This is a genomic window from Streptomyces sp. SPB162 (assembly GCF_029504575.1).
Taxonomy (GTDB): Bacteria; Actinomycetota; Actinomycetes; order Streptomycetales; family Streptomycetaceae; genus Actinacidiphila.
Map to the genome: position 1 here is coordinate 1,102,699 of NZ_JAQFII010000001.1, position 20,252 is coordinate 1,122,950.

Annotated in this window: 24 protein-coding genes and 1 pseudogene; 6 read left to right on the plus strand and 19 right to left on the minus strand. The window is 69.4% G+C overall.

Annotated features, from left to right (window positions below):
• Nucleotides 1-79 precede the first annotated feature (79 nt).
• Nucleotides 80-430 carry a DUF4333 domain-containing protein gene (locus tag M2266_RS05045; RefSeq protein WP_277437034.1) on the plus strand — a complete coding sequence of 117 codons (351 nt, stop codon included), beginning with the start codon at nucleotides 80-82 and terminating at the stop codon, nucleotides 428-430.
• 73 nt (nucleotides 431-503) lie between these two features.
• Here M2266_RS05045 and M2266_RS05050 read toward each other — a convergent pair whose 3' ends face one another.
• Nucleotides 504-989 (minus strand): MarR family transcriptional regulator, encoded by a 486-nt coding sequence (locus M2266_RS05050; RefSeq protein ID WP_277437035.1) that lies wholly within the window; start codon nucleotides 987-989, stop codon nucleotides 504-506.
• An 83-nt stretch (nucleotides 990-1,072) separates the two neighbouring features.
• Here M2266_RS05050 and M2266_RS05055 point away from each other — a divergent pair, with 83 nt between their 5' ends.
• The 3 genes from M2266_RS05055 (at nucleotide 1,073) to M2266_RS05065 (ending at nucleotide 3,377) form a co-directional block, all read left to right on the plus strand.
• Nucleotides 1,073-2,125 carry an ABC transporter permease gene (locus M2266_RS05055; RefSeq protein ID WP_277437036.1) on the plus strand — a complete coding sequence of 351 codons (1,053 nt, stop codon included), beginning with the start codon at nucleotides 1,073-1,075 and terminating at the stop codon, nucleotides 2,123-2,125.
• 58 nt (nucleotides 2,126-2,183) lie between these two features.
• Nucleotides 2,184-2,645 carry a MarR family transcriptional regulator gene (locus M2266_RS05060; protein WP_277437037.1) on the plus strand — a complete coding sequence of 154 codons (462 nt, stop codon included), beginning with the start codon at nucleotides 2,184-2,186 and terminating at the stop codon, nucleotides 2,643-2,645.
• A 99-nt stretch (nucleotides 2,646-2,744) separates the two neighbouring features.
• Nucleotides 2,745-3,377 carry a TetR/AcrR family transcriptional regulator gene (locus M2266_RS05065; RefSeq protein WP_277437038.1) on the plus strand — a complete coding sequence of 211 codons (633 nt, stop codon included), beginning with the start codon at nucleotides 2,745-2,747 and terminating at the stop codon, nucleotides 3,375-3,377.
• Nucleotides 3,378-3,581: 204 nt separating this feature from the next.
• Here the strand turns inward: M2266_RS05065 and M2266_RS05070 are convergent.
• The 5 genes and pseudogenes from M2266_RS05070 to M2266_RS05090 all read right to left on the minus strand — a co-directional run.
• A pseudogene (locus M2266_RS05070) lies at nucleotides 3,582-3,761 on the minus strand (amidohydrolase); the annotation flags it as partial.
• Nucleotides 3,762-3,878: 117 nt separating this feature from the next.
• The gene (locus M2266_RS05075; RefSeq protein WP_277441069.1) at nucleotides 3,879-4,811 is read right to left on the minus strand and encodes an NADP-dependent oxidoreductase; all 933 of its coding nucleotides are present in this window, start codon (nucleotides 4,809-4,811) and stop codon (nucleotides 3,879-3,881) included.
• Between the two features lie 307 nt (nucleotides 4,812-5,118).
• Nucleotides 5,119-5,361, minus strand: a complete 243-nt coding sequence (locus M2266_RS05080) for a hypothetical protein (RefSeq protein ID WP_277437039.1) — start codon at nucleotides 5,359-5,361, stop codon at nucleotides 5,119-5,121.
• Between the two features lie 1,011 nt (nucleotides 5,362-6,372).
• Nucleotides 6,373-6,984 carry a hypothetical protein gene (locus M2266_RS05085; RefSeq protein ID WP_277437040.1) on the minus strand — a complete coding sequence of 204 codons (612 nt, stop codon included), beginning with the start codon at nucleotides 6,982-6,984 and terminating at the stop codon, nucleotides 6,373-6,375.
• A gap of 27 nt (nucleotides 6,985-7,011) precedes the next feature.
• Nucleotides 7,012-7,845 carry an amidase family protein gene (locus M2266_RS05090; RefSeq protein ID WP_277437041.1) on the minus strand — a complete coding sequence of 278 codons (834 nt, stop codon included), beginning with the start codon at nucleotides 7,843-7,845 and terminating at the stop codon, nucleotides 7,012-7,014.
• Here M2266_RS05090 and M2266_RS05095 point away from each other — a divergent pair.
• Together M2266_RS05095 and M2266_RS05100 are read left to right on the plus strand one after the other, a co-directional pair.
• Nucleotides 7,814-8,218: a hypothetical protein gene (locus M2266_RS05095; RefSeq protein WP_277437042.1), complete on the plus strand. Its 405-nt coding sequence runs from the start codon at nucleotides 7,814-7,816 to the stop codon at nucleotides 8,216-8,218. The genes M2266_RS05090 and M2266_RS05095 overlap by 32 nt on opposite strands.
• The gene (locus M2266_RS05100) at nucleotides 8,208-9,689 is read left to right on the plus strand and encodes a hypothetical protein (protein ID WP_277437043.1); all 1,482 of its coding nucleotides are present in this window, start codon (nucleotides 8,208-8,210) and stop codon (nucleotides 9,687-9,689) included. The genes M2266_RS05095 and M2266_RS05100 overlap by 11 nt, the downstream gene beginning before the upstream one ends.
• 106 nt (nucleotides 9,690-9,795) lie before the next feature.
• On the opposite strand, the gene M2266_RS05105 is transcribed toward M2266_RS05100, so the two are convergent.
• The 13 genes from M2266_RS05105 to M2266_RS05165 form a co-directional block, all read right to left on the minus strand.
• On the minus strand, nucleotides 9,796-10,668 hold the full coding sequence (locus M2266_RS05105; RefSeq protein ID WP_277437044.1) for a DUF317 domain-containing protein: 873 nt from the start codon (nucleotides 10,666-10,668) through the stop codon (nucleotides 9,796-9,798).
• Nucleotides 10,665-11,894 (minus strand): ATP-grasp domain-containing protein, encoded by a 1,230-nt coding sequence (locus M2266_RS05110; RefSeq protein WP_277437045.1) that lies wholly within the window; start codon nucleotides 11,892-11,894, stop codon nucleotides 10,665-10,667. Before M2266_RS05110 ends, M2266_RS05105 begins: the two co-directional genes overlap by 4 nt.
• 261 nt (nucleotides 11,895-12,155) lie before the next feature.
• The gene (locus M2266_RS05115) at nucleotides 12,156-13,391 is read right to left on the minus strand and encodes an MFS transporter (RefSeq protein WP_277437046.1); all 1,236 of its coding nucleotides are present in this window, start codon (nucleotides 13,389-13,391) and stop codon (nucleotides 12,156-12,158) included.
• Nucleotides 13,388-13,891 carry a regulator gene (locus M2266_RS05120; RefSeq protein WP_277437047.1) on the minus strand — a complete coding sequence of 168 codons (504 nt, stop codon included), beginning with the start codon at nucleotides 13,889-13,891 and terminating at the stop codon, nucleotides 13,388-13,390. The genes M2266_RS05115 and M2266_RS05120 overlap by 4 nt, the downstream gene beginning before the upstream one ends.
• Nucleotides 13,888-14,730: a winged helix-turn-helix transcriptional regulator gene (locus tag M2266_RS05125; RefSeq protein ID WP_277437048.1), complete on the minus strand. Its 843-nt coding sequence runs from the start codon at nucleotides 14,728-14,730 to the stop codon at nucleotides 13,888-13,890. Before M2266_RS05125 ends, M2266_RS05120 begins: the two co-directional genes overlap by 4 nt.
• A gap of 42 nt (nucleotides 14,731-14,772) precedes the next feature.
• Nucleotides 14,773-15,186, minus strand: a complete 414-nt coding sequence (locus M2266_RS05130; RefSeq protein WP_277437049.1) for a hypothetical protein — start codon at nucleotides 15,184-15,186, stop codon at nucleotides 14,773-14,775.
• A gap of 10 nt (nucleotides 15,187-15,196) precedes the next feature.
• Nucleotides 15,197-15,640, minus strand: coding sequence for a hypothetical protein (locus tag M2266_RS05135; RefSeq protein WP_277441070.1), 444 nt, complete (start codon nucleotides 15,638-15,640; stop codon nucleotides 15,197-15,199).
• A complete protein-coding gene (locus M2266_RS05140; protein WP_277437050.1) occupies nucleotides 15,637-16,119 on the minus strand; it encodes a hypothetical protein in 483 nt (160 codons plus the stop codon). The genes M2266_RS05135 and M2266_RS05140 overlap by 4 nt, the downstream gene beginning before the upstream one ends.
• Nucleotides 16,120-16,214: 95 nt before the next feature.
• Entirely contained in the window at nucleotides 16,215-16,562 is a 348-nt protein-coding gene (locus tag M2266_RS05145) for an SH3 domain-containing protein (protein ID WP_277437051.1), read from the minus strand.
• Between the two features lie 147 nt (nucleotides 16,563-16,709).
• Nucleotides 16,710-17,453 carry a hypothetical protein gene (locus M2266_RS05150; protein ID WP_277437052.1) on the minus strand — a complete coding sequence of 248 codons (744 nt, stop codon included), beginning with the start codon at nucleotides 17,451-17,453 and terminating at the stop codon, nucleotides 16,710-16,712.
• Between the two features lie 500 nt (nucleotides 17,454-17,953).
• A complete protein-coding gene (locus M2266_RS05155) occupies nucleotides 17,954-18,439 on the minus strand; it encodes a hypothetical protein (RefSeq protein ID WP_277437053.1) in 486 nt (161 codons plus the stop codon).
• Complete coding sequence (locus M2266_RS05160) at nucleotides 18,436-18,987, minus strand: DUF4913 domain-containing protein (protein WP_277441071.1); 552 nt, start codon at nucleotides 18,985-18,987, stop codon at nucleotides 18,436-18,438. The genes M2266_RS05155 and M2266_RS05160 overlap by 4 nt, the downstream gene beginning before the upstream one ends.
• 250 nt (nucleotides 18,988-19,237) lie before the next feature.
• Nucleotides 19,238-19,993, minus strand: a complete 756-nt coding sequence (locus M2266_RS05165) for a site-specific DNA-methyltransferase (RefSeq protein WP_277437054.1) — start codon at nucleotides 19,991-19,993, stop codon at nucleotides 19,238-19,240.
• Between the last annotated feature and the right edge of the window lie 259 nt (nucleotides 19,994-20,252).

Here is a 20,252-nt window from a genome sequence, read left to right on the forward strand (position 1 = left end):
GCCGAAGCCCGGCCACCGCCAGGTGGGCCACTCTCCCGGTGACAGCTTCACCGCAGCAAGCGCATCGCAGGAGAGAATCATGAAATACGTCGCCGCGTCCCTGGCAACCGCCACCGTCCTGACCCTGGGCGGGTTCGCCATCGTGGCCGTACCCCGGCTGCTGAGCACGGAGTCGACCAGCACCGTCACTTCCACCGGGTCCGTGAGCCGTGCGGAGGTCGAGAAGCAGGTCCGCGAGAACTACTCCGTGCCGCTCGTCCAGGAGAAGCCGAAATCCGTGAGCTGCGCCGGAGGTCTCAAGGCACGCAAACGCGACTCTGTCGAGTGCACGGTGACGTCCGAGAACGGGAAGCAGCAAAAGATCATGGTGTCCGTGACCAAGGCCAACGGGAACAGCGTCTCCTACGACTACGCGGTGCTGGAGGACTAGGAGTGGCATCCGTCTGGCCTCGCCCGGACACGGACGCAGCGCGCTCAGGCCTGCCGGACGCAGCCCACCCAGATCACGCCGCTCCGGAATCCGCGCCGCGCAGATCCAACGGCGGCAAGGCATCCGGATTGAGCTCGGCAAGCACGCGGAGCAGCAAGGAATGAATTGCCGCCTGCTCGGCGGGGGCGAGGACCGCGAGCGCCTCTGTGTCCAGTCGCTCCACCAGTTCCCGCGCCCGGTCGGCGAGCTTCGCGCCGCTGTCGGTGATGGTCAGCTGCACGGTTCTCCGGTTCGAAGGATGCTCGCGGCGCGCCAGAAGGCCGCGGTCGACCAGCGCGTTGACGGCGGCACCCATGGACTGGGGCGTCAAGCCGGTCCGACGCGCGATCTCCGCCGCGGAGGTTCCCGGCGTCCAGCCGACATGCTGCAACGCGTTGTGCTGCGCCGCCGTGAGGTCGAGCGAACGCAACGCTCTCTCGAGCCGCGTTCCCATCACGTGGACCACCTGCCATGCCAGGTAGCCCACGCGCGTGGACGGATCTGCGTACGTGCGGCTCACGAGCGGCTCCGACAGTAAGGTACCTGATATTTCTGTGATACAACTATAAGGTACCTTCTAATTGGCGATGGAGAACCTTCCCCATGTCCACATCACCCACCACTTCCCCCGAGGCGCGCCCTGCACCCCACCACCACGCGATGGACACCGCTCCAGCGCCGCCGGGTGCCACCGGAGCGAAGGGAGTGCTGCTACCGGTCGCGATCGTGCTGGTCATCGGCTCGATCTTCGTCAGCGTGTTCCTGGCCGCCTTCCATGCCCCCCGGCCTCATGACCTTCCGGTCGCCGTCGTCGGGACGACCCAGCAGGTCGAACAGGTCACCGGAGGGCTGGAGCTCGGGCTGTCCGGCGGCTTCGAGGTGAAGCGCTACGCCGACGAGAACACGGCCCGCCACGCGCTGCAGGACCGCAAGGTGTACGCCGCCTATGTCACCGGCCCCGGGAAGTCCGCCACACTGCTGTATGCCGGAGCCAACGGCCCTTCGGTGACCTCGACGGTCACCGGCGCCTTCTCCGGTGTCGCCAAGGCGAACAATGACCGACTGACCGTGCGGGACCTCGTGCCGGCCTCGGCGGGCGACACCCGCGGCCTGTCGGTGTTCTACGCCGCCTTCGGCGTCGTGCTGGCCGGATTCCTGTTCGGCATGATGACCTACCAGATGGCTCCGCGACTGGAGTACCGGTGGCGGTTGGTCAGCCTGGCCTCCTTCAGCATCCTCGCAGGCGTCATCGTGGCGGCGATGGCCGGCAGCCTCGGCTTCGCGGCACTGCCCGGGCCCTTCCTGGGCATCGCGGGGATCATCGCCCTGATGGCCGCGGCCGTCGGCAGCGCGACCATGTTGTTCATGCGCCTCTTCGGCCGCGCCGGGATGTCGCTGGCCGCCGTGGTCCTGCTGACCTTCGGCAACAGCACGAGCGGTGGCACACTGCCCACCCCCTACCTGCCGGACTGGCTGCATCCGCTCTCGGAGGTCCTCCCGGTGGGGGTCGGCGTACGAGCCGTCCAGGGCTTGTCCCACTTCAACAACGACGGCCTCACCGCGGGTATCACCGTCCTGGTGGCATGGATCCTCGTTGCCGCCGTGGTGCTCTTCTGGCTCGATGCCCGTGGACCCCGCCGCGCAGCCTTCGACTGACCCGGCTGCCCGGTAACGCCCCGGCGAGCAACACACCTCGCTCTCGTAGAATGCGGCCGTGACCGACGCCGCGTTCCCCACCACCGGATACCTCGCCTGGCAGTTCTCCCAGATCATCGCCGGACGGCTGGAGCGGGCACTGCGCGCGGAAGACCTCACACTGGCGCAGCACAACGCTCTGCAGCAGGTCCTCTGGACGCCAGGCGTGTCCTCCGCCGAGATCGCGCGCCGCTCGGGCATCACGGCCCAGTCCATGGGAGCCGCAGTGAGTCAGCTCGTCGAGAGAGGGCTACTACGCCGTGAGCCGCATCCGACCAGCCGCCGCAGCGTGCGCCTGTTCGCGACCACCGAGGGAGAGGCGACTGCCGCTCGTGCCGCTTCGATCGCCCGGCGGATCGAACAGGAGACGACCTCACCCCTCTCCCCGGACGACAAGGACAGCATTCACCGTCTGCTCTACCGTTTGGTCGAGGAACTGCATCCCGATGCCCTCGCCATCGACAGTCACCGCTTGAACTAGCCCTGGAGTCCTGGCTGTCCAGTCGATGCCGCTGCCGGCTCCACCGCGTCGATGTGAGCAAGAGACATGGGACATGGAGAGGCTGAACGACGGAGAGCCATGACCCCTCCCAAAAGCCGTCCGCCGTCGAACGGACCCACCCGCGGTCGCCCTCGCAGCGAAGCCGTGGAACAGGCCATCCTGGAGGGAGTGATGCTCCTCCTGGAGGACGGCGTTCCACTGGGCGATCTCTCCATCGAGCGCATCGCCCGCACCGCCGGCGTCGGCAAAGCGGCCATCTACCGCCGCTGGAGCGACAAAGAGGATCTGTTCGTCGACGTCATACGCGCCGCCGAGTCCGCCGAACCCGAACTCCCCGGCACCTCGATGCGGGACGACCTCGTCGTTCTGCTGGAGTCGCTGCGGCAACGCAGTCTGGTCGGCCGATTGTTGGCGATCCTGCGCAACGCGCACGCCCAGACAAGGAGCAGCCCGAAGATATGGGCCGCCTACCATGCCGGCGTGATCACTCCCCGGCGTGACCTCGGACTGGCGATCCTCCGTCAAGGCCGGGCGAACGGGGAACTTCGTGCGGACGTCGACCTGGAATTGGCTGTCGAAATGTTCGTCGGTCCGCTGCTCATTCGCTCGTTCGCCGGCCCCGACCACCCAGACCTCCCTGACGGACTGGCCGAGCAGATCGTCGACACCGTGCTCCACGGCCTGCGGCCCGTCAACTCCCCGAGCGCTTGATCAGGATGGGCGGCCTGAGCGGTGTGGAAGCCTGAGTAGTCGCTGCCGTACATCAGTCGTTCGGGGTCGACCAGGGCAGGGACCTGGCGGGTGAGAGGGGAGAAACCCGCAGTGTCGTAGTACAGCCGACGCAGTTGCGCGATGACGTCCGGAGGGCCGTTGGTAGACCCCCTCGGTGTGGGTCTTGAGGATCACCCCGCCGAACATTCCGAAGCAGCCAAGGTGGTCGCGAACCACCCGGGCTCCCTCCTCGTTGAGGTCGCGGGCGGCGCCGTCGTCGCCGAAGTGCGGACCCGGAGACGACACCGACAGCAGTGCGGTGTCAATGCCCGAGCGGTCCATCCGCTCAAGGTGCGCCTCGACGGACCAGGTGGCCCACCGCATACCGTCGGCCAGGTCATGGCCGGCGGCGCGGGCCTGGGCAACGTAGGGAGCCCGTCACCTAGTCGCCGGTGCTTCGGACAGCGTGATCGATCGTCGGCCGGAGGCACGGGTCCTGGTTTACGGCACCAGGACGATTTTCCCGCTGGTGTGACCTTTCATGATCTCGCGATGGGCGGCAGCGGCTTCGCTGAGCGGGTAGCTGCCGGCGATCAGGACTCGCAGTCGCCCGGCCTCCGCAGCCTCGGTGAGCTGCAGGCGGGCGGCGGCACGGATGTCCGTACCCGGATCCGCGCCGGGACTGCCGCCGAGAAGCTTGATACCGGCCTGGGCCCCGCGCGCGATGCCCGCGATCGTGGCGATGCGGGAACGGTCCGCCACCAGTTCCACGGAGACGTCCACCGCCTCGTCGGTACCCACCAGGTCTGCCGCCGCCTGGACGCCCTCCGGTGCTGCTGCGCGTACCCGGTCGGCCAGACCCGGCCCATATGCCACCGGCACCGCCCCCAGCTCGCGCAACAGGTCGTGCTTGGCCGGGCTTGCGGTTCCCAGGACAGTGGCGCCGCGTGCGACCGCCAGCTGCACGGCCATCAGACCGACTCCGCCGGCAGCGCCATGGATCAACACCGACTCGCCCTTGCCCAGGCCGATCGCCTCGAGAGCGTGCACGGCGGTAACGCCGGCGAGCATCAGCCCGCCGGCCTGCTCCCAGGACAGGTTGGCGGGCTTCGGCACCACCGAGGAGGCCGGGACAACGAGTTCGGCGGCATAGGCGCCGGGCGCACGGTAGGCGATCACCTCGTCGCCGACCTCGACCGGACCTGCGGGGCCGGTCGCATGGTCGCCCGCCGCAGTCACCACTCCTGCCGCCTCAAGACCTAGCCGTAGGGGCAAGTTCCCCGGATCGGTGCCGAAGGCGCCGCTGTACATCCTCTGATCGAAGGGGTTGACGCCTGCGGCACGGACCGCGATGCGCACCTGGCCCGGCCCAGGTTCCGGTACGGCTTGGTCGATCACCGACAGCATCTCAGGACCGCCGTATGCGCTCGCCACTACTACCCGGGCTTCGCTCATGTCAGACGCCAATTCTGTGTCGGAGGGGTTGATCCTGCTCACTGGTGGTCACTTCCTATCCGTGCCGCACTGTGCGTCGTGTGCGTTGGGTCATCGGTGTTTGACACCGGTTCGGGCCAGCGGGGCGAGCGTCGCCGGACAACTCCACGCCGATGGCGGCGGCATTGCTCCACACCTGTTCAGGGCGGGAGAAACCTGGGATCGCGAGGGCGACTTCGCCGCGGCGCAGAGCTGGAGCTTCTCAGGCCCCGTGGTTCCAGGCTCAACCGTTTTCAGGAACAGTGGACTACAGGGCAGGGGTGTCAATGCCCCAGGACCTGACGAAGTTGGGTACTACCTCGATCCAGTTCGGCCCGAACCCCGGCTCCAGAACCTCGCCACCCTCCGTGTGCAGGACGGTCGTCCCCTTGATGAGGATTCCGCGCGGCTGCCACGTCTGCACATCCGGCACGTCGTCGACCACCAACGCCGCCTGCGGATTGACCCCGAGATGGCGAAGGCACAGCCGCTCCTGGCCTTTTCCTTCCATCTAGCGACCTCCAATCTTGATCACCTCGTGCTCAGGATCGAAGTGGTACCGGATGGGCACCACATGCGGCTTGCCCGACTTACCTGTCGTTGCGAGTCGCCCAAGAAATTGCTCTTCCAGGTAACCGACTTCTTGCGCGTTGAACCTACTCATATCAATCTCCATTTGATTGGTTGAATCCGACGCCCCCGAAACTCGTTCTGAACATCTCCGGGTTGCGCAGGGCAACCAGCCGTCGCTGTTTTCCGCAGGCGAGCCCGGCCCGGCCGTCGTTCCCGGGCAGACGGGCCCTCCTCCAGGCCGGAGACGCAGATCGTCTCTCCCGGGCGAAGCCCGGGGAGGCCAGCTCGCGCGACGTCCTCGGCGGCCATGACGGGGACGGCTTGTCCCATGCTCTGGTGAAACTCGGTGGCCACCAGGACGGGGCCGATTACCTGGGTGCGTATCCCGGTGAAGGCAACAGCGGCGGCCTGGCCGCGATGTACAGGGTGCTGCGGGGCCCGTCCGTCCGGCGCCGACAGCGGGCAACGCTCAGACGGTGCCTCACCGTGGCGATGCCCTCGCGGGTGGAAAGGTCCGCGGGAAGGGATTCCACTGCGGCACAGGCCTTACGGGGTTCATCAGCCAGGCCCTGCAACCGGTCGACACGGCGGGCCATCAGGACGACATCCGAGGTGTCTGCCAGGAGGCGGGCATACGCGGCACCAATGCCGGAAGAAGGGCCCGTTGTCAGAGCAAGGGTCCGAGGCATGTCCTCAAAGTATTTCAGGGGACTGTCTCTGGTCAAGCGTTTGATATCTATGAAGGTGCCTTACGCTCGGACCTGGAAGGGGAGGCAGCGATCCACTCCCTGCCGATGGGGATCTATGGCGCGTCCGGACGCACAGGCTCACGGGCAGTATCGGCGCAGGGCCCGAACGTCACGTATGAGGCGTTGCCAGCCGGCAGCGGGTCCTCGGCGCGGATCACGAAGGCTCGGACTCTCGCTCGCTGCAGCCCGAGGCCGGTCAGCTAACCCAGGGCGGCCGATACGAGGGTGGGTGAGTGGTTGGCGGGTTCCGGCAGAATGCGTGTACGTGCGGTGGAGCTGCGGTCGGCGTAGCGCACGGTGGGGGTGAACCCGCCGGCGATCCGGCTCTCGCCGCGGAGACGTTGGCCGATCCGGTCGGCGAGCCCCACGACGGTTCGGTGATGCTGCAGCGGATCGAGGCAGTCCCGTTCCAGCACGAGGTCGGCGACCAGACGCGCTGCCGGTTCCGACGGGACGACCGGGCGAGGGTCGAGGGTCGAGGGTCGAGGTGGGCAACGAACAAAATGGGCACCACCCCGCCACCTCCCCAACCAGGCAGAGCAGTTGAGAAAATCGCCCAGCATTTCGTCGAGGATCTGGGCAACCACCATCCTGTCGGCAGAGCCCGGGGTGGTCGTCGTTCTACGGAGCCACCGCGCCTGCTCCAGTTCGCTCCACGGCAGCGGATCGCGGCCGAGGCGAAGGCTGCGCAAGACTCCAATCGGCAGCCGGACCCGCCCTTGAGAGTCCATGCGTAGTGCGCACTGCACGGCGAGCAGCCGGGCCCCGGCCCCGGTGTGGCTTGGCAGGGCTGCGGCCAGGTAACTGAGCATCTTCCGGACCCGAATATGGCGCAGAGGTCATCCGCTCCATGGTGCGATGACGCCCTCGGCCGTCCCTCCGAGCAGGGGCGCCAAGTGGTCGGCCATCACGAGCAAGGTCCGATCAGCATAGGCCGGCCCTACGAGCTGCACACCGATCGGGAGGCCGTCGTCGCCGTACGCAATAGGCATGACAAGGCTGGGCAGACCGACGTGGCTGGTGAGGTTGGCCCATCCGGTCTGATCGAAGAAGCTCCGTTCGACGCCGTCGACCGTGAGAGAACGGCTCCCGGTCGGGATCGCCGCGGTGGGAGCGGCGGGCGTGATGAGGACGTCGTACTGACCGTCGACGAAGAACAGGTGCCACGTCTGCTGGAGCCGGAGGCGCTCCTCGTTGGCGCGGAGCCAGGCGCGGTGTGTCTGCGTGCGGTGACGGAGGATGGCGGCCCGTGGGCTCGCGTCATCCGTGTGCAGGTCACGGGCGGCGGCGAGTTCGGCCTCGCCGGCGGCGTCGTCGGTGACGGCCGTCGCGGTGGCGTGGAGGAGCTGCTCGAAGAGGCGGAGGGATTCAGCGAAGCCGACCGGCCCCGCGGTGCGGTGGACACTGGCGCCGGCGGATGCCAGTTTCCGTTCGAGGGCGGCGAGGGCGTCGGCGGTGTTGCGGTCGACGGGGCAGCTCCTGTCGTCGGCCCACACCGCCACGCGGAGCTGGCCGATCGGGCACTGCGCCGTGGGCAGCGTGACGCTCCAGGGGTTGTTCTCGTCGGGTGACGGTGTCGTCAGTGCGGCGAGGAGCAGGTCGAGGTCTCGGGGGTGGCGGGCCAGGGGGCCGGGGGTGACCATGTCGCTGCTGGTGACCGGGCGGTCGGACATGCACGTGCTGGCCGTGGCGGTGGCCGGGACAGCGGGGATCGTGCGGGGTCCGGGCCTGTTCACGGTAAGCGCGGTCGCGTACGACCGGCTGTTCACCTTCGCCGAGGAACGGTCCTACCGGGTGCGGGCGATGATCCACTCCCACCCCGAGGAGGCTTTCCTGTCGCGGACCGACCGCGCGTACTCGTTGCGGGTGCCGGGGTTCATCAGCGCTGTTGTCCCGACCTACGCGGCGCCGCCCGCCGACCCGGAGTCGTGGGGGTGGTGGCGTTTCGAGCAGGACTGGGTGCCCTGCACCGCTCCGGTTGTCGACCCGGCGCTGCCCCCGGTGCGCACCGTGGTGTTCGACGAGGAGGGTGTCCGTGAGTACTGACTACAGCCGCAGCGTCCGCCTGGGCGGCCTGGCCGCCGGCGTAAAAGAGGCCACCCTGCGGGAGCGGATGGAGGGCATCCTGATCCACCTGACGGCGGACGGGCACCTGCCTGCGGCCGCCGAGACTCTCGAAGTTCTGGTGGCGGACCTGCGCCGGTGGCCGGTCCGGCTGAGTCTGGACCCCGGCCGCGGACCGGGACGGCTCGACGACGAACTCATCCGCAGGCTGGTGGAAACGGCGAACGGGATCGATCCGGACCGGCCGCTTCGCATCGGCGAGGCCCAGAGCAGGGCGCCGCTGCATCTGCACGTGGGAACCGCACCACCGCTGGGTACTGCGGTGGCCGGTGCACCAGACGGGCACGGTGCCCGTCTGCGGCACACCGGTCATCCTTTCCCCCGGCTCAACGCGCCCGGCACCGGGCTGGGCGCGGTCCTCACGGCGGCGATGCTGGCCGGCGAGGCGTTCAAGGTCGTTGCCGGGCTGCCGGAGGGGAAGTTCCAGGTGACCCCGGTGGTGGACTTCTGCCCCGTCCTCCCCAGTGAGCAACCCGGGATCGCCGTCGTCCCGCTGCCTGCGCTGGAGCAGGTGCTGCTGGGCGGAGGCGGTGCGATCGGCACCGGCATCGCCCTGGTCCTGGACCTGCTGCGGGTCTCCGGCGAGTTGACGGTGGTGGACAGGGAGGTCTTCGAGAAACCGAACGTCACCTCGTACAGCATCGGCACCCTGGCCGACGCGGCTGCAGGCCTGCCGAAGGCGCGGTTGATCGACGCACGCCTACGGCGGATCGAGGTGATCCCGTTCCACGGGACGATCCAGGCTTCCATCGAGGCCGTCGATGCGGGCACCCTGCCGTGGCCCCGGATCGTCCTGGGCGGACTGGACAGCGTCGAGGCCCGGCACGACCTGCAGCGGCTGCAGGTCGATCTCACCCTAGACGGCAGCACCGGCGGCCCGGTCGGCACCACTGTCGCCCTGCACGAGGCACTGCCCACCGGCCCCTGCCTGCGCTGCTACTTCAAGGCCAACCACACCGGGAAGAGCGCGGAGCAACGACTGCATGAACTGACCGGGCTCCCGCTATCCCGAATCGCCCGCGGGCAGGAGCCGCTGACCGAACGGGACCTGGAATGCCTGGACAATCAACAGCGTGAGCTCGTCGGGCAGTTCCTCGGACGGCCGGTGTGCGGGCTGATCAACTCGGCTGAGCTGACCGGTGGAACGGACGACGGGTTCCGTCCTTCGGCCGCGTTCGTGGCCCAGCAGGCCGCCTGCCTGGTCGTCGGCGCCTGGATCGCACGCGGCACGGGCCTGGTCGCCGGGCCTCCACGACGCATCGAGTACGACACCCGCTTTGGCCCCCGGCCCGACCAGATGATCGACCACCGGCTTCCCACCCCCGGGTGTGTGTGCCAGAAGGACGCCGCTCTCATCAACCTCATCCGAGAAGCCCGACGCACCCGGCGTTGACGGTACATGGTGCCTACGGTGGTACCGCTGGGGAAGGACAGGCGGAGTTCGGCGAAGAACTTGACGGCGTGCAAGGACAAGAGGATCTCCGGTCAACTGGGCGGTTTTACCGGCGCGGGCCGGGCAGGGTCAGTCGGCCGGTGGTGCTCCAGCGCGGAACGCTGGCTGCGGGCAGCGCAGCCGGACGGCGGGATGCGACGGCCCGCTGCACGTCGAGCGGAGTGGGAGACGGCGGGCCGGGCGGGAGGATCGGGGTGAGCTGGGCCATCCCCTTGATGTAGCTGGAGGTCACCGCGCGCCACCGGGGAAGGGGTGCCGGGTCGGCGACGCACTCGGTGACGGCGGTAAGCAGAGCGACAGGAGTGTCGGTGCTGGCCGTGGCGTACCAGACAGGCCGGTCGACGGACTTGCCTGCCCACAGCTGCCAGCGGGCGTCCCGTGTGGTCAGTTCGGCTTCCGGATCCAGGTCGCCGGTGGTGAACTCCATGCCGGCGAGCCCGTCCGGGGCCTGGACCGCGAAGACGCCCCAACGCGGACGGTCGATCTCCCAGCCCTGCTTCAGAAGCGGCACGACCGCGAGGAAGGGATCGTGCTCGTCGATGCCGGGGAGCGGCCGGGCAAGGTATGCGTCCGGCCCCTGCTCGTACGCCGTGGCCAGGACGGTGATGAACGCCTGGACAAACTCGGTGGGGACGCGGTCGTTGAAGCAGACGCCCCACGCCGGCTGTCCGAAGGACTCCTTGTAGGCGTTGATGCGCCAGAGTCCGTCGTCCTGGCCTTCGGGCAGGTAGCCCAAGCGTACGCGCCGGTCAGGAGCGCTCACGTACACGTTGGAGTCCTCGTCGTACCGCAGGTCCCAGCCAAGTGCGAGCAGCGGGGCGAGGGCGCGGTCGCCGGTTCCGGTGGTGGAGGCGAGGTGGCGTGGGGAGACGTAGACGTCGCCGTCGATCTCGTGGTGCGAATCGGGCTGTGGGTTCAACGGTCCGCCCTCGTGGTGACGGTGATCTCGTCAGCGGCGGTGTCAAGGCGTCCGGTGACCTCGGCGGTGGTGCGGCCGGTGACGATGTAGAACCCGGCCCGAGCGGTGAACAGGTCGCCATCGGGCGGCAGGACGAGCTGGTCGCCGATCTCGCGGATCCACTGCACCTGGCGCAGCCAGGGGGTGTGGGCGGCGAAGGGCTGGTTGATGTGCCGCGCGGTGAGAGTGCCGGAGGCGTCCGGGTAGAGCATGCGGATGCCCGCAGCCCCGCAGCGGGTCGGGGCAAGGTCCGGCGCTCGGCCGCAGGCGAGATCGGCGGCGGCCCGAGGCAGGTCGATGCCAGTGGCGAGACGGACGAGGTGACCGATCATGTCGCCGCCGAGGCGCGCGTTGACCTCGATCAGCCGCGGACCCCCGTCCACAAGGCGCAGTTCGACGTGCTGCACGCCGTCGGTGATACCCAGGGCCTTGACTGCGGCAGCGGCGGCCGGGGCGACCTGGGCCAGGAGCGGGTCGGAGGCATCGACGGTGTGCCCAGTCTCGTCGAAGTACGGCGCGGGGCCGAGGTGCTTACGGGTCACGGCGACCGCAGTGGTCGTGCCGCGGTGGGTGACACATTCGACCGAGACTTCCGGCCCGTCGAGGTACTCCTCGACCAGGACGCCGGTGTCCTCGCGGCTGCGGCTCGCGCCGGCCGAGGCGAACGCGAACGCGGCGGGCAGCTCTTCGGGCCGGTCGACGCGGATCACGCCGATGCTCCCCGCGAACGCCGCGGGCTTGACGACTGCCGGCAAGCCGAGGGTCATCGTCGCCAGGCCGGCTTCCAACAGGTTCGGCGCCCTCATCGAGGCGGCCGAGGGCACGCCATGGCGGGCGAACAAGGTGCGGGCGGTGGTCTTGTTGCGGCAGGCCCGCATCACCTCAACGGACGTCGCGGACAGACCGAGCGCGCGAGCGAGACGGGCGGTGGGGACGAGGTGCCACTCGTCCCAGGTGACCACGCCGGCAAGGTCGTGGCACTCGGCCAGCGCTCGGCCGCCGGCGAGCAGCGCTGCGGGGTCGCTCAGATCGACGACGGCGTGGGCGACGATGAACGGCTTCTCCCACGACGGCTCGGTGCCGGTGAGCAGGACGACGTCGTACGCGGCGGCCACCTGCTCCAGGCAGTAGCCGCGATAGGTCTCGTCGCCGGGAGAAACGACGAGCAGGAGGGGACGAGCGGACAAGAAGTGGTTCTCCGTATCGGTGGGCGGCAGGACGAGAGAAGAGGGGCGTCTCAGGCAATACGGCGGCGGCCCAGGTCTTGAAGCTCACCCGAGTGGCGCCGGCGGCCAGACGGCGGGTGGCCATACCCTTCTGGGCCCGGTGAACGTACGGGTTGTGGCGTCGAAGGCGGGAACTGCTTCGTGATGGTGCGACCGGGCGCGCGGCGCGATCCGAGGACGGCCATGGACAGAAGTTCCCCACGGGCTGGGAACGCAGCAGGGTCAGGCGCGCAGGGCGGGATCAGTGCGCAGGCGGACGAAGGCGCAGAACAGTCCCAGGGCCTGCAGCGCGGCGCAGACGGTGATGACGCGGCCCAGCGCGTCGGGCGGGGTGAGCGCGGTGAGCACACCGGCGACGGGGAAGGGCAGCAGGAGGATGAGGTTCGTCGCCGACAGGGTGCTGCCGAACCTCTCCGGAGGGATCAGACGCGAGCGCAGGGTGCGCAGGACGACCGTCATGCCGCCTTCGCCCGCCATGAGGACCGCGACCAAGACGAGGTAGGACCGGTAGTCGGGGGCCTGGGCAGCGGCAAGACAGCCGAGCGAGGAGAGGGCGGCGCAGGCGGCGCCAACGGGCCACAGGCCGAGGCGGTCGAGCGCGAACCGGCAGAGGGTGACGCTGAGGAGCGTCGCTGCGGCAGCGGCGGACCAGACCAGGCCGACAGCGGTGGTGGACTGCCCGAAATGCTTGACGACGATCACGGGGCCGGCCGCTTGGAGAAGGCCGGTGGCCAGATTGGACAAGGTCAGTCCGGTCACGAGCCAGCCGAGCGCGGGCAGCGAGCGGATGGTGCGCAACCCGGTGAGCAGTCCGGTGCCGGACTCCCCCTTCGGTGCACGGGCCGGTGCCACGGGCGAGGGCGGAGTGCGCAGGGCCAGCAGCGCGGCAAGCAGCGAGAGCATGGTGATCACCGCGAGCATCGGCGGCGGCCCAGCAAGCAAGAGCACTCCGGCGAGCGCCGGACCGGTCAGGGTCGCCGTCTGGTCGATGCCGAGCAGGGCGGCCTGGACACGGTGGGCCTGCCGTCCGGCTCTGCGTCCGGCGGCGGCGCCCGCGGTCTCGGCCGCGATATAGCTGAACTCGGTGAGCACGCCGGTCGTCGCCGCCAGCACCATCACGGTCGCGCTCGCCACGGTGCCGGACGGATGGAGGTAGAGCAGGACCGCGCCGACGGTCAGTGCCAGCGCCCGGCCCAGGGAGGCCAGCCGGAAGACCACCGAGGCACCGCGCCGGTCGACAGCCGATCCGGCCCACCCGAACGCAATGAGCCGCGGGATCCATTCCAGGGCGAAGGCTGCGCCCGCCAGCGCGGCGGAGCGCGTCGTAGCCAGGACGAGCAGCGGGATGCCGTGGGTGGACATCGCGAACGCCAACGCGTCCGCCGTGCGCGGCAGGTAGATGCTTCGCATCAGCCCGCCGGTGCGGCGTGCGTGCCGGGGGTTGACCGCTGTGCTCACGCGACCGGCTCGGGCTCAGAGACTCTGGTCACCTGGGGGTTTTCGGCCAGCCACTGGATCAGGAGTGTGCGGGGACGGGCCAGGCCTGCCTCGGTTCCGCCGCTGATCAGCGGGGAGGGACGGTCGGCTCGCTCGGCGGTGAGCGATGGTGCCAAAAGGTCGAGGACGTGCCGGATACGGCTGCTGAACTCGCAGACGGGGGCGGGGACGGTGTGCCGCCGGGCCCAGCGGGCCATCGCGTCGTACAGGTCTGCCAACTCCATCCCGGCGTCTGTCAGTTCCAGACCGGCGCCGGGCGCGACCCGGACGAGACCGTGAGCGCGGGCCGTGCCGGAAGCACTCCGCAGTTGGCGCGTGGAGAGGTCGGGCAGGACGCCGGCCAGCCGTCGCGGCGGTACGGCGCCGTTGTCGTCGATCTCGGTGACCAAGCGGACCAGGGGGCGCGAGGCGAGCAGTTCGACAGCGCGGTGCACTTCGGCAGAGGTGTAGAGGGTGCTCATCGGCGCGGGCCTCCCGCCGGCACGGCTGCCTTCGGGCGGGCGGTCGTGGGGTGCGAGAAGAGATCACGGTTGTGCCACGTCAGAGAGGACTGGGGCGGCCGAGCGGGCGGGAGATCCGCGGGGGCCGGCCGTGACTGGCTGCTTACCCACGGCCTCTGCGCGGGCTTCGCCTGCGGGATTCCCCAGACCGGGTGTTGGGACGCCTGGTCGAGGGGCTGCCCGGCGGACCAGGCGGACAGGGTGCCGAGAACGGGGCTCAGGCCGTCGCCTGCTGCGGAGAGCCGGTAGGGCCGGCCGGTGCCCTTGGTGTCGACGAGGCCGTCGGCGACCAACTGCCGAAGCGGCGGGTAGATGTTGGTCCAGTCGCTGCTGGGCATCACGATCCGGGCCAGGGCCCGCCCGCTTACCTCTTGGCGGGACTTGAGCACCCACAGGATGGCGGCGGCGTGACGCCGGGTGAGCAGGGTGAGGCCGTCCTCGATCTGCTCGATCGCGGGCACCGGGCGGGCCGCCTTCTCCAGGTGTTCCTCGGCCCAGGTGACGATCACCGGCAGGACCGGCAGCAGTGCAACACCACGTTTGGTGTGGCCGTAGGTCACGTGTCGTGAGGTGTGTTCGGTGCGCTCGACGAGTCCGGCGTCGCACAGCGCCTTGAGCTTGGGGTGGAGCTGGCCGTTCTGCAGCCAGGACACCTTGGCCGCCAGCTCGCTGTAGCGCAGCGGCGGGCCGGAGAGGGCCAGGAGGATCCTCACGTTCCAGCGCGGGGTGATCATGGCCAGGGCCTCGGTGACCCGGGCGATGTCAGCGTCGGTGTCAGGGTGTAGAGCGGTCATGGCCAAGGCAGGAACTCCTGGGTAAATAAAGGGGGGATGGTCTGCGGGTCAGCGGCTGTGCGCCGGGCTCTGCGCCGCAAGAGGCGGAGCTGGAGCAGGCGTCGAGGAAGCCGGCGGGGCCGGCCTCGGGGCCGGGATCCGTGCCAGGCTTTGCAGGACGGCGGCGACCGATTTGGCCTGGACCTCGCGGACGGCGACGGCTTCGGCGAGGCGGCGTGCACCGTCGAGGAGGTGGGCGACCTCGTGCGGGCCGATCTGCCGCTCGGGGTGTATGAGCCGGGCGATGTGGGCGCGGTGGAGGTCGATCCTGCGCTCGGCGAGGGCGAGATCGTCGTGCATGCCGAGCAGGGCGGAGAGCATGCCGGGCGGCTGGTCCTGGGCGTGCGCTTCGAGGTCGGCGAGCGGTGCGCCGTACAGGTCCTCGATCCGTCCGGCTATGTCGGTGGACTTGGGGTGGGGCAATCGAGGGCTTTCACGGTCGGCGGGCCCGGGCCGCCCCGGCACGCGGGGGTGCCCGGGCGGCAGACAGGGGCAGGGTTGCGGTGGCCCTGAGCTGTGCCGTGCGAACGGGCCGCGCCTGCTGGGCGGGCGGGGGCATGGTGCGCAGCAGCTCGCCGAGGGCAGCGCGGTAGCCGTCGCGGGCCTCCAGTGCGGCTTCCAGCCACTGCGCGTCGAAGCGGAGCTTGTCCGCCGAGAGTTCGCCCATGTCGCGGTCCGGATCCATGTCGGCGTGGACTCGGTCGCGGACGCGGGCGACCTGCTCCTCGGCGAGTGCCAGGAAGGACCGCAGTTCTAGGGCCCGGGCGAGCGCGGGCGAGGCATCGTCCCCGGCGGCCGCCTCGTACAGTTCGGGGACCGGATTACCAAAGCCCTTCTGCAGGTCGGCATCCACGGTGCAGGCCTTGCCCCGGCTCATCGGGTTGCCCTTGCCGATCGCCACGCTGTCGCCGGTGCGGTTGTACCCGCGGGCCGGTTGGGGGCGCTGGTGTGCACCGCCGGGCCGGTGCGGGGTCGGAGGCGGGCGAGGCGCTTTGCGGCGAGGTCCTTCTTCCCCGGGGCGTCCGTGTCGAGGAGCCATCGCACGACCATTGCACGGCCGTCGCGGGCGGTGACGGCCGCGTTCACCCGGTGGGCGAGGTCCATCGTCGGGTCGTCGACCTCACTGGGCTGCGTCTGCAGTGCGACGAGGAGGTCGAATTCCGCGCGCTCCAGCACGGACTGGGCCTCGACGAGAAGGCCGTGCCACTTGACGACGTCTGTGGCGTCAACGTCCGCGGTCGGCGCGGCGGCGACCGCGGCCTTCAACTGGTCCATGCCCACGCCGAAGCGCGCTTCGATCCGTTCGGTGAGGATGCCCACGACATCCGCAGAATCCTCGGATACGCATTCGGACAAGGGGGTCTCCTGTTCTGGGGAGGCCGATGCGTAGGAAAGGTGAGGGGCCCCGTACCGGGCGATCGGGCGCTTGCCCGGGACGTGCTGAAGTCCGGTCAGTCCAGGCACATACGTACGTCGCGGTAGACGTAGGTGCCGGAGACCCAGCCCTTGACGTCGGTTGTCTTGTCTGTGATGTAGACCCAGTTGCCGCTCTTCTTGGAGCCGGTGAACTTGTGGCTCTTGTAGAGCACGCCGAGCGCCGTGGACTTCGAGCTGGCCTTGGACCGGATAGTCACAGCCTTGGCGTGCACTGCGTACGGCAGCGGCGGAAGGGACGAGCAGCCGCTCGCAGGGAGAGCTGAGTCGGCGGTCGGTGCCGCGTTGGCGGTGGTGGCGGACAGCACCGGCAGAGCGAGTGCGCCGAGCATGGCAGCGGATATGGCAATTCGGGTGGAGCGCATGCGGAAGAAACCTCCGTGAAGGCGTGGGGAATGTACGGAAGGGTGCCGCGGGGTTGTCCCGGCGGCTGTATAAGAGTCCGGAGAATCGCCGGTTTGGCTAACCGGCGATCATCGACTATGTTGCGCCGCCCGCCTCGGGCTGAGCGCTCAGCGCGAACGGCTGGGCAGGCGCGGAGCAGGGGCCTTCGCCACACCGGCCGGACGGCTGGCGGCGGCTGCCGGGCGGACCGGCGGGAGAGGGCCGGCCTCGCCAGCGAGCCGGTCGTCGCACCACTGCAGGGCCTCGCCCACCGTGTCGAAGCCGCCCTCGCGCAGGGTGTGCGTCCACGCCCTGGTGTCGACCTCTTCGACCACGACGCGGAACGGCGACGGGGCACGCTCGTCCAGGGCGCGCAGGACCACGACGACGACCATGTCGTCGGGGTCGTCGCTGGTGTAGGAGTAGCCCGTGGCGTAGTGGTCGCCGTCGTCGGCGAGGCGTCGCTCCAGCGCTCGCGTGGCATCGTCCGCCGGCGGCGGCCCCAATTCGAGGTCGAGGCCGATGGCGTCGTGCGGGCAGCCGCGGTGGATGAGCCAGGACTGCGCCATCGCGGGCAGCGGCAGCAAGGCCTGCTCGAAGCTGAACGTCTGCTTCTCGTAGTCTCGTTGCAGATGCACGGCGAGCACCTGGGGCGTGCCGGGATGTCCCCAGGTCGCGGTGCGGTCGAACAGGGCATAGTAGCTGTGCTGCCCGTCGTGGTGTAGGGCGAGTGGGACGAGCATGTCCTCGTGGACGCCGATCCTGCGGTAGAAGTCGAGGTATTTCTCCTCGTCGGCGTCGAGGTCGTCGAGGTCGAAGTCGACTTGGGGGATGGGCTTCCGGACCGGCGCCGGTTCGGTGGGAGACAACAAGGGGCCTTTCGGTGGAGTTCAGCGCCGCTGTGCCGGGGTGGACCGCGATGGGCCGGGGCGAGCTGGGACCTTCGACGTCCGCGTCGTGGGGGTCCTGCAGGCGGCGAACAGCGCGGCAGTGGTCGCTGCCGCGGTTTCGACGGGCTCCAAGGCGGCGAGCACCGACCGGGCGGCGGCGTCCCTCGCGTCGGCAAGCTCTTCCATCCGGTCCACAGTGCGGTCGATGCGCCTGAACAGGGCGCCGTCGACATCGAACTAGCCGGTGGCAAGACGGTTGAGGAAGCGCAGGTAGAAGATGACGCCAGTCTGGGTCTTGGCCAGCTCCCAGTGCCAGTCGACCAGCAGGGCGTGCTGGTCGTCGAGGACGCCACGGTCGCGCTAGGCCATAGGGTGTCGATGTCGTGCCCGGTGGCGGCTTCGAGGCGATGGTCGAGCGGAGAGACCGCAAGCCGGGTGGGTGTCGGCACGGGTTCAGGGGACGTGGACGACGCTCGATGCGTTCATCGGGTGGGATGGTGCGCGGGGCTCGGTGCGGGACGGGGCAGACCCGGCGTCGCGGTGAACGGCGGACCGGGCAGGGGCACGGGCGCGCGGGTGGTCAGCTGCGGGGAACGGGAGCGTGCCGCGTGGGTGCGGGCGCTCAGCGGTCGGCGAGTCATGCCCAGACGGCGGCCGACCTCGTCGTAGACGTCGTTGCCCGCTCGCGGCCGGATCGCGACGACGTGGATCTCCTTGCGGTGGGCGGATTCCGCGGGTGCCGGGCGGACTCCGTAAACGACGCGCCAGTCCCTGCGCGAGTCCACGAACAGCTTCCTGAAACCCTCCAGGTCACCGTCGAGGCGCAACCCGGACCGCTGCCCGTTCACGACTTCCTGCAGGTAGGCGAGGGTCAGGTCGCGTACGTCGCTTGGGGCCTGGAGGAGATCGGTCAGCGCGCGCGGATCGAAGCTCAGTCCAAAGGCAGGCTGTCCCTGTCCCGCGGTCATGACGTCGGCTCGTCCGGCTCCGCGGGCCCTGCGGCTTCCGCCGTGGCCGCCGTCTCCGTGCGTACGGAAGGCGGCGGGCCGGGCAGGAGACGGTGTGCGGGCCGATCGGGAGAGGTCATGCAGGCCGACAGCGGGCCGCCCGGTGCACGGATCGCGGCGACGGCGTGCGTGAGGAAGTCCCGGTGCCACACGAGCAGGCCGGAGAGCCCGGATTCGGGGTCCTTGTGCTGCTGGTAGGCGAGCCACAAGGCATGCAGCCAGGCCACGACGTCGTCGTGCTCCTGCCACTGCAGACACCAGGGCGCCGCGGTGGTGACCTCCGCCCCGTAGACCGGGAGGAAGAAGTCGTCAACCCAGTCGGACAAAGCGTCGAGTTCGTCCTCGCGTTCCTCTCCGTCCAGTTCCAGGATCGGATGGGGCTCCGATAGAGCAGCGGTCGGCGAGCCGCCGAGTCCCGGAATGCCGAACGCGGCGAACGGTGATCCACTCGGCGACGGGGCAGATGCGAGGTGGTCGAGTTGCTGAGCCTGTTGCGCCGACTGCTCCATAAGCCGCCGCACGCTCGCCTCGATTCCCTCCAGCTGCGGATCCGGAAGGCGAATCGGCTCCAACTCTTCGTCGTCGGCGGGTTTTGCGGATTCGGGCATGGAGAAGTTCGGCCTCCTATGAGACGCGGAATGAGGGAAGTGCGGGGCGCTCTCGCGTGCCGCCGCCAGCGGATTGCACGTTGCTTCGGCGGTATTCCACCGAAAGCTGCGCGTGGGAGCTGGTCGCCGTGGCGGCGGGCAAGGGCCCGGCTCAGGCGGTGAGAATCACGTCGTCCTGCGCGAGGGACCGGCGGATCGTCTCGGTGAGCCGGTCGGCCGCGATCGACGCGTAGTGCTCGGTCTTCTCCACTCCGACGAAGTCCCGGCCTTCCAGCAGTGCGGCCACGCCCGTGGAGCCGGAGCCGGCGCAGAAGTCGAGGACCGTGCCGCCCTCGGGGCTGATCTTGACCAGCTCGCGCATCACCTCGACCGGCTTCTGCGTGATGTGCTGGCGCTTCGCGCCAGAGGGCTGCGAAGCCGAGTACATGCCAGGCAGATAGACGGGGTTGCGGGAGCCGTCGATCGGCCCCTTGCTGGCCCAGACGATGAACTCGCAGTTCTGGGTGAACCGGCCCTTCTGGGGCCTGGCCTGCGGCTTGTGCCAGGCCAGGACACCGCGCCACAGCCAACCGGCAGCCTGGATAGCGTCCGTCGTGGTCGGGAGTTGGCGCCAGTCGGTGAACAGCAGGGCGGTCCCGCCGGTCTTCGTGAGGCGGTGGGCTTCGGTCATGATCTGCGTCAGCCAGAAGCCGTAGCTGCGCTGATCCATGTTCTCGCCGGTGAAGTCAGCGAGGTCGTTCTTGGAATCGGCGGAGGTGTATTTCTGCTTCGCGGAGCGCGTGGTGCGCTCCTTCGCGGTCCGGCCCCCGCTGTTGTAGGGCGGGTCAGTGATGACGGAGTCGACGCAGCCGTCCGGAAGGCCGGAGAGTACGGCCAGAGCATCGCCCTGGTGAAAGGAAAAAGGCACAGAGGAACCCCGATTCGGTGCGGAAACGCGGAGGGAAATAGCCGCCTCGCACGGGAGTCCTCGCGGGCGGGACGAGGGCATGCAGATGCCCAGGGCCGCAGACCGAGGAGGGCGAGGGGAGTCCAAAAACTGTAGGGGCGAATCGGCCGACGGCCAAGAAGCGCCCTGTCGAGGTACCGGTTTCCGGTACCTCACGCCAACTTTTTGGTCAACCGCCGATTCACGCCTACTGTTTTTGAACCGCCCGGGCACACCGCCG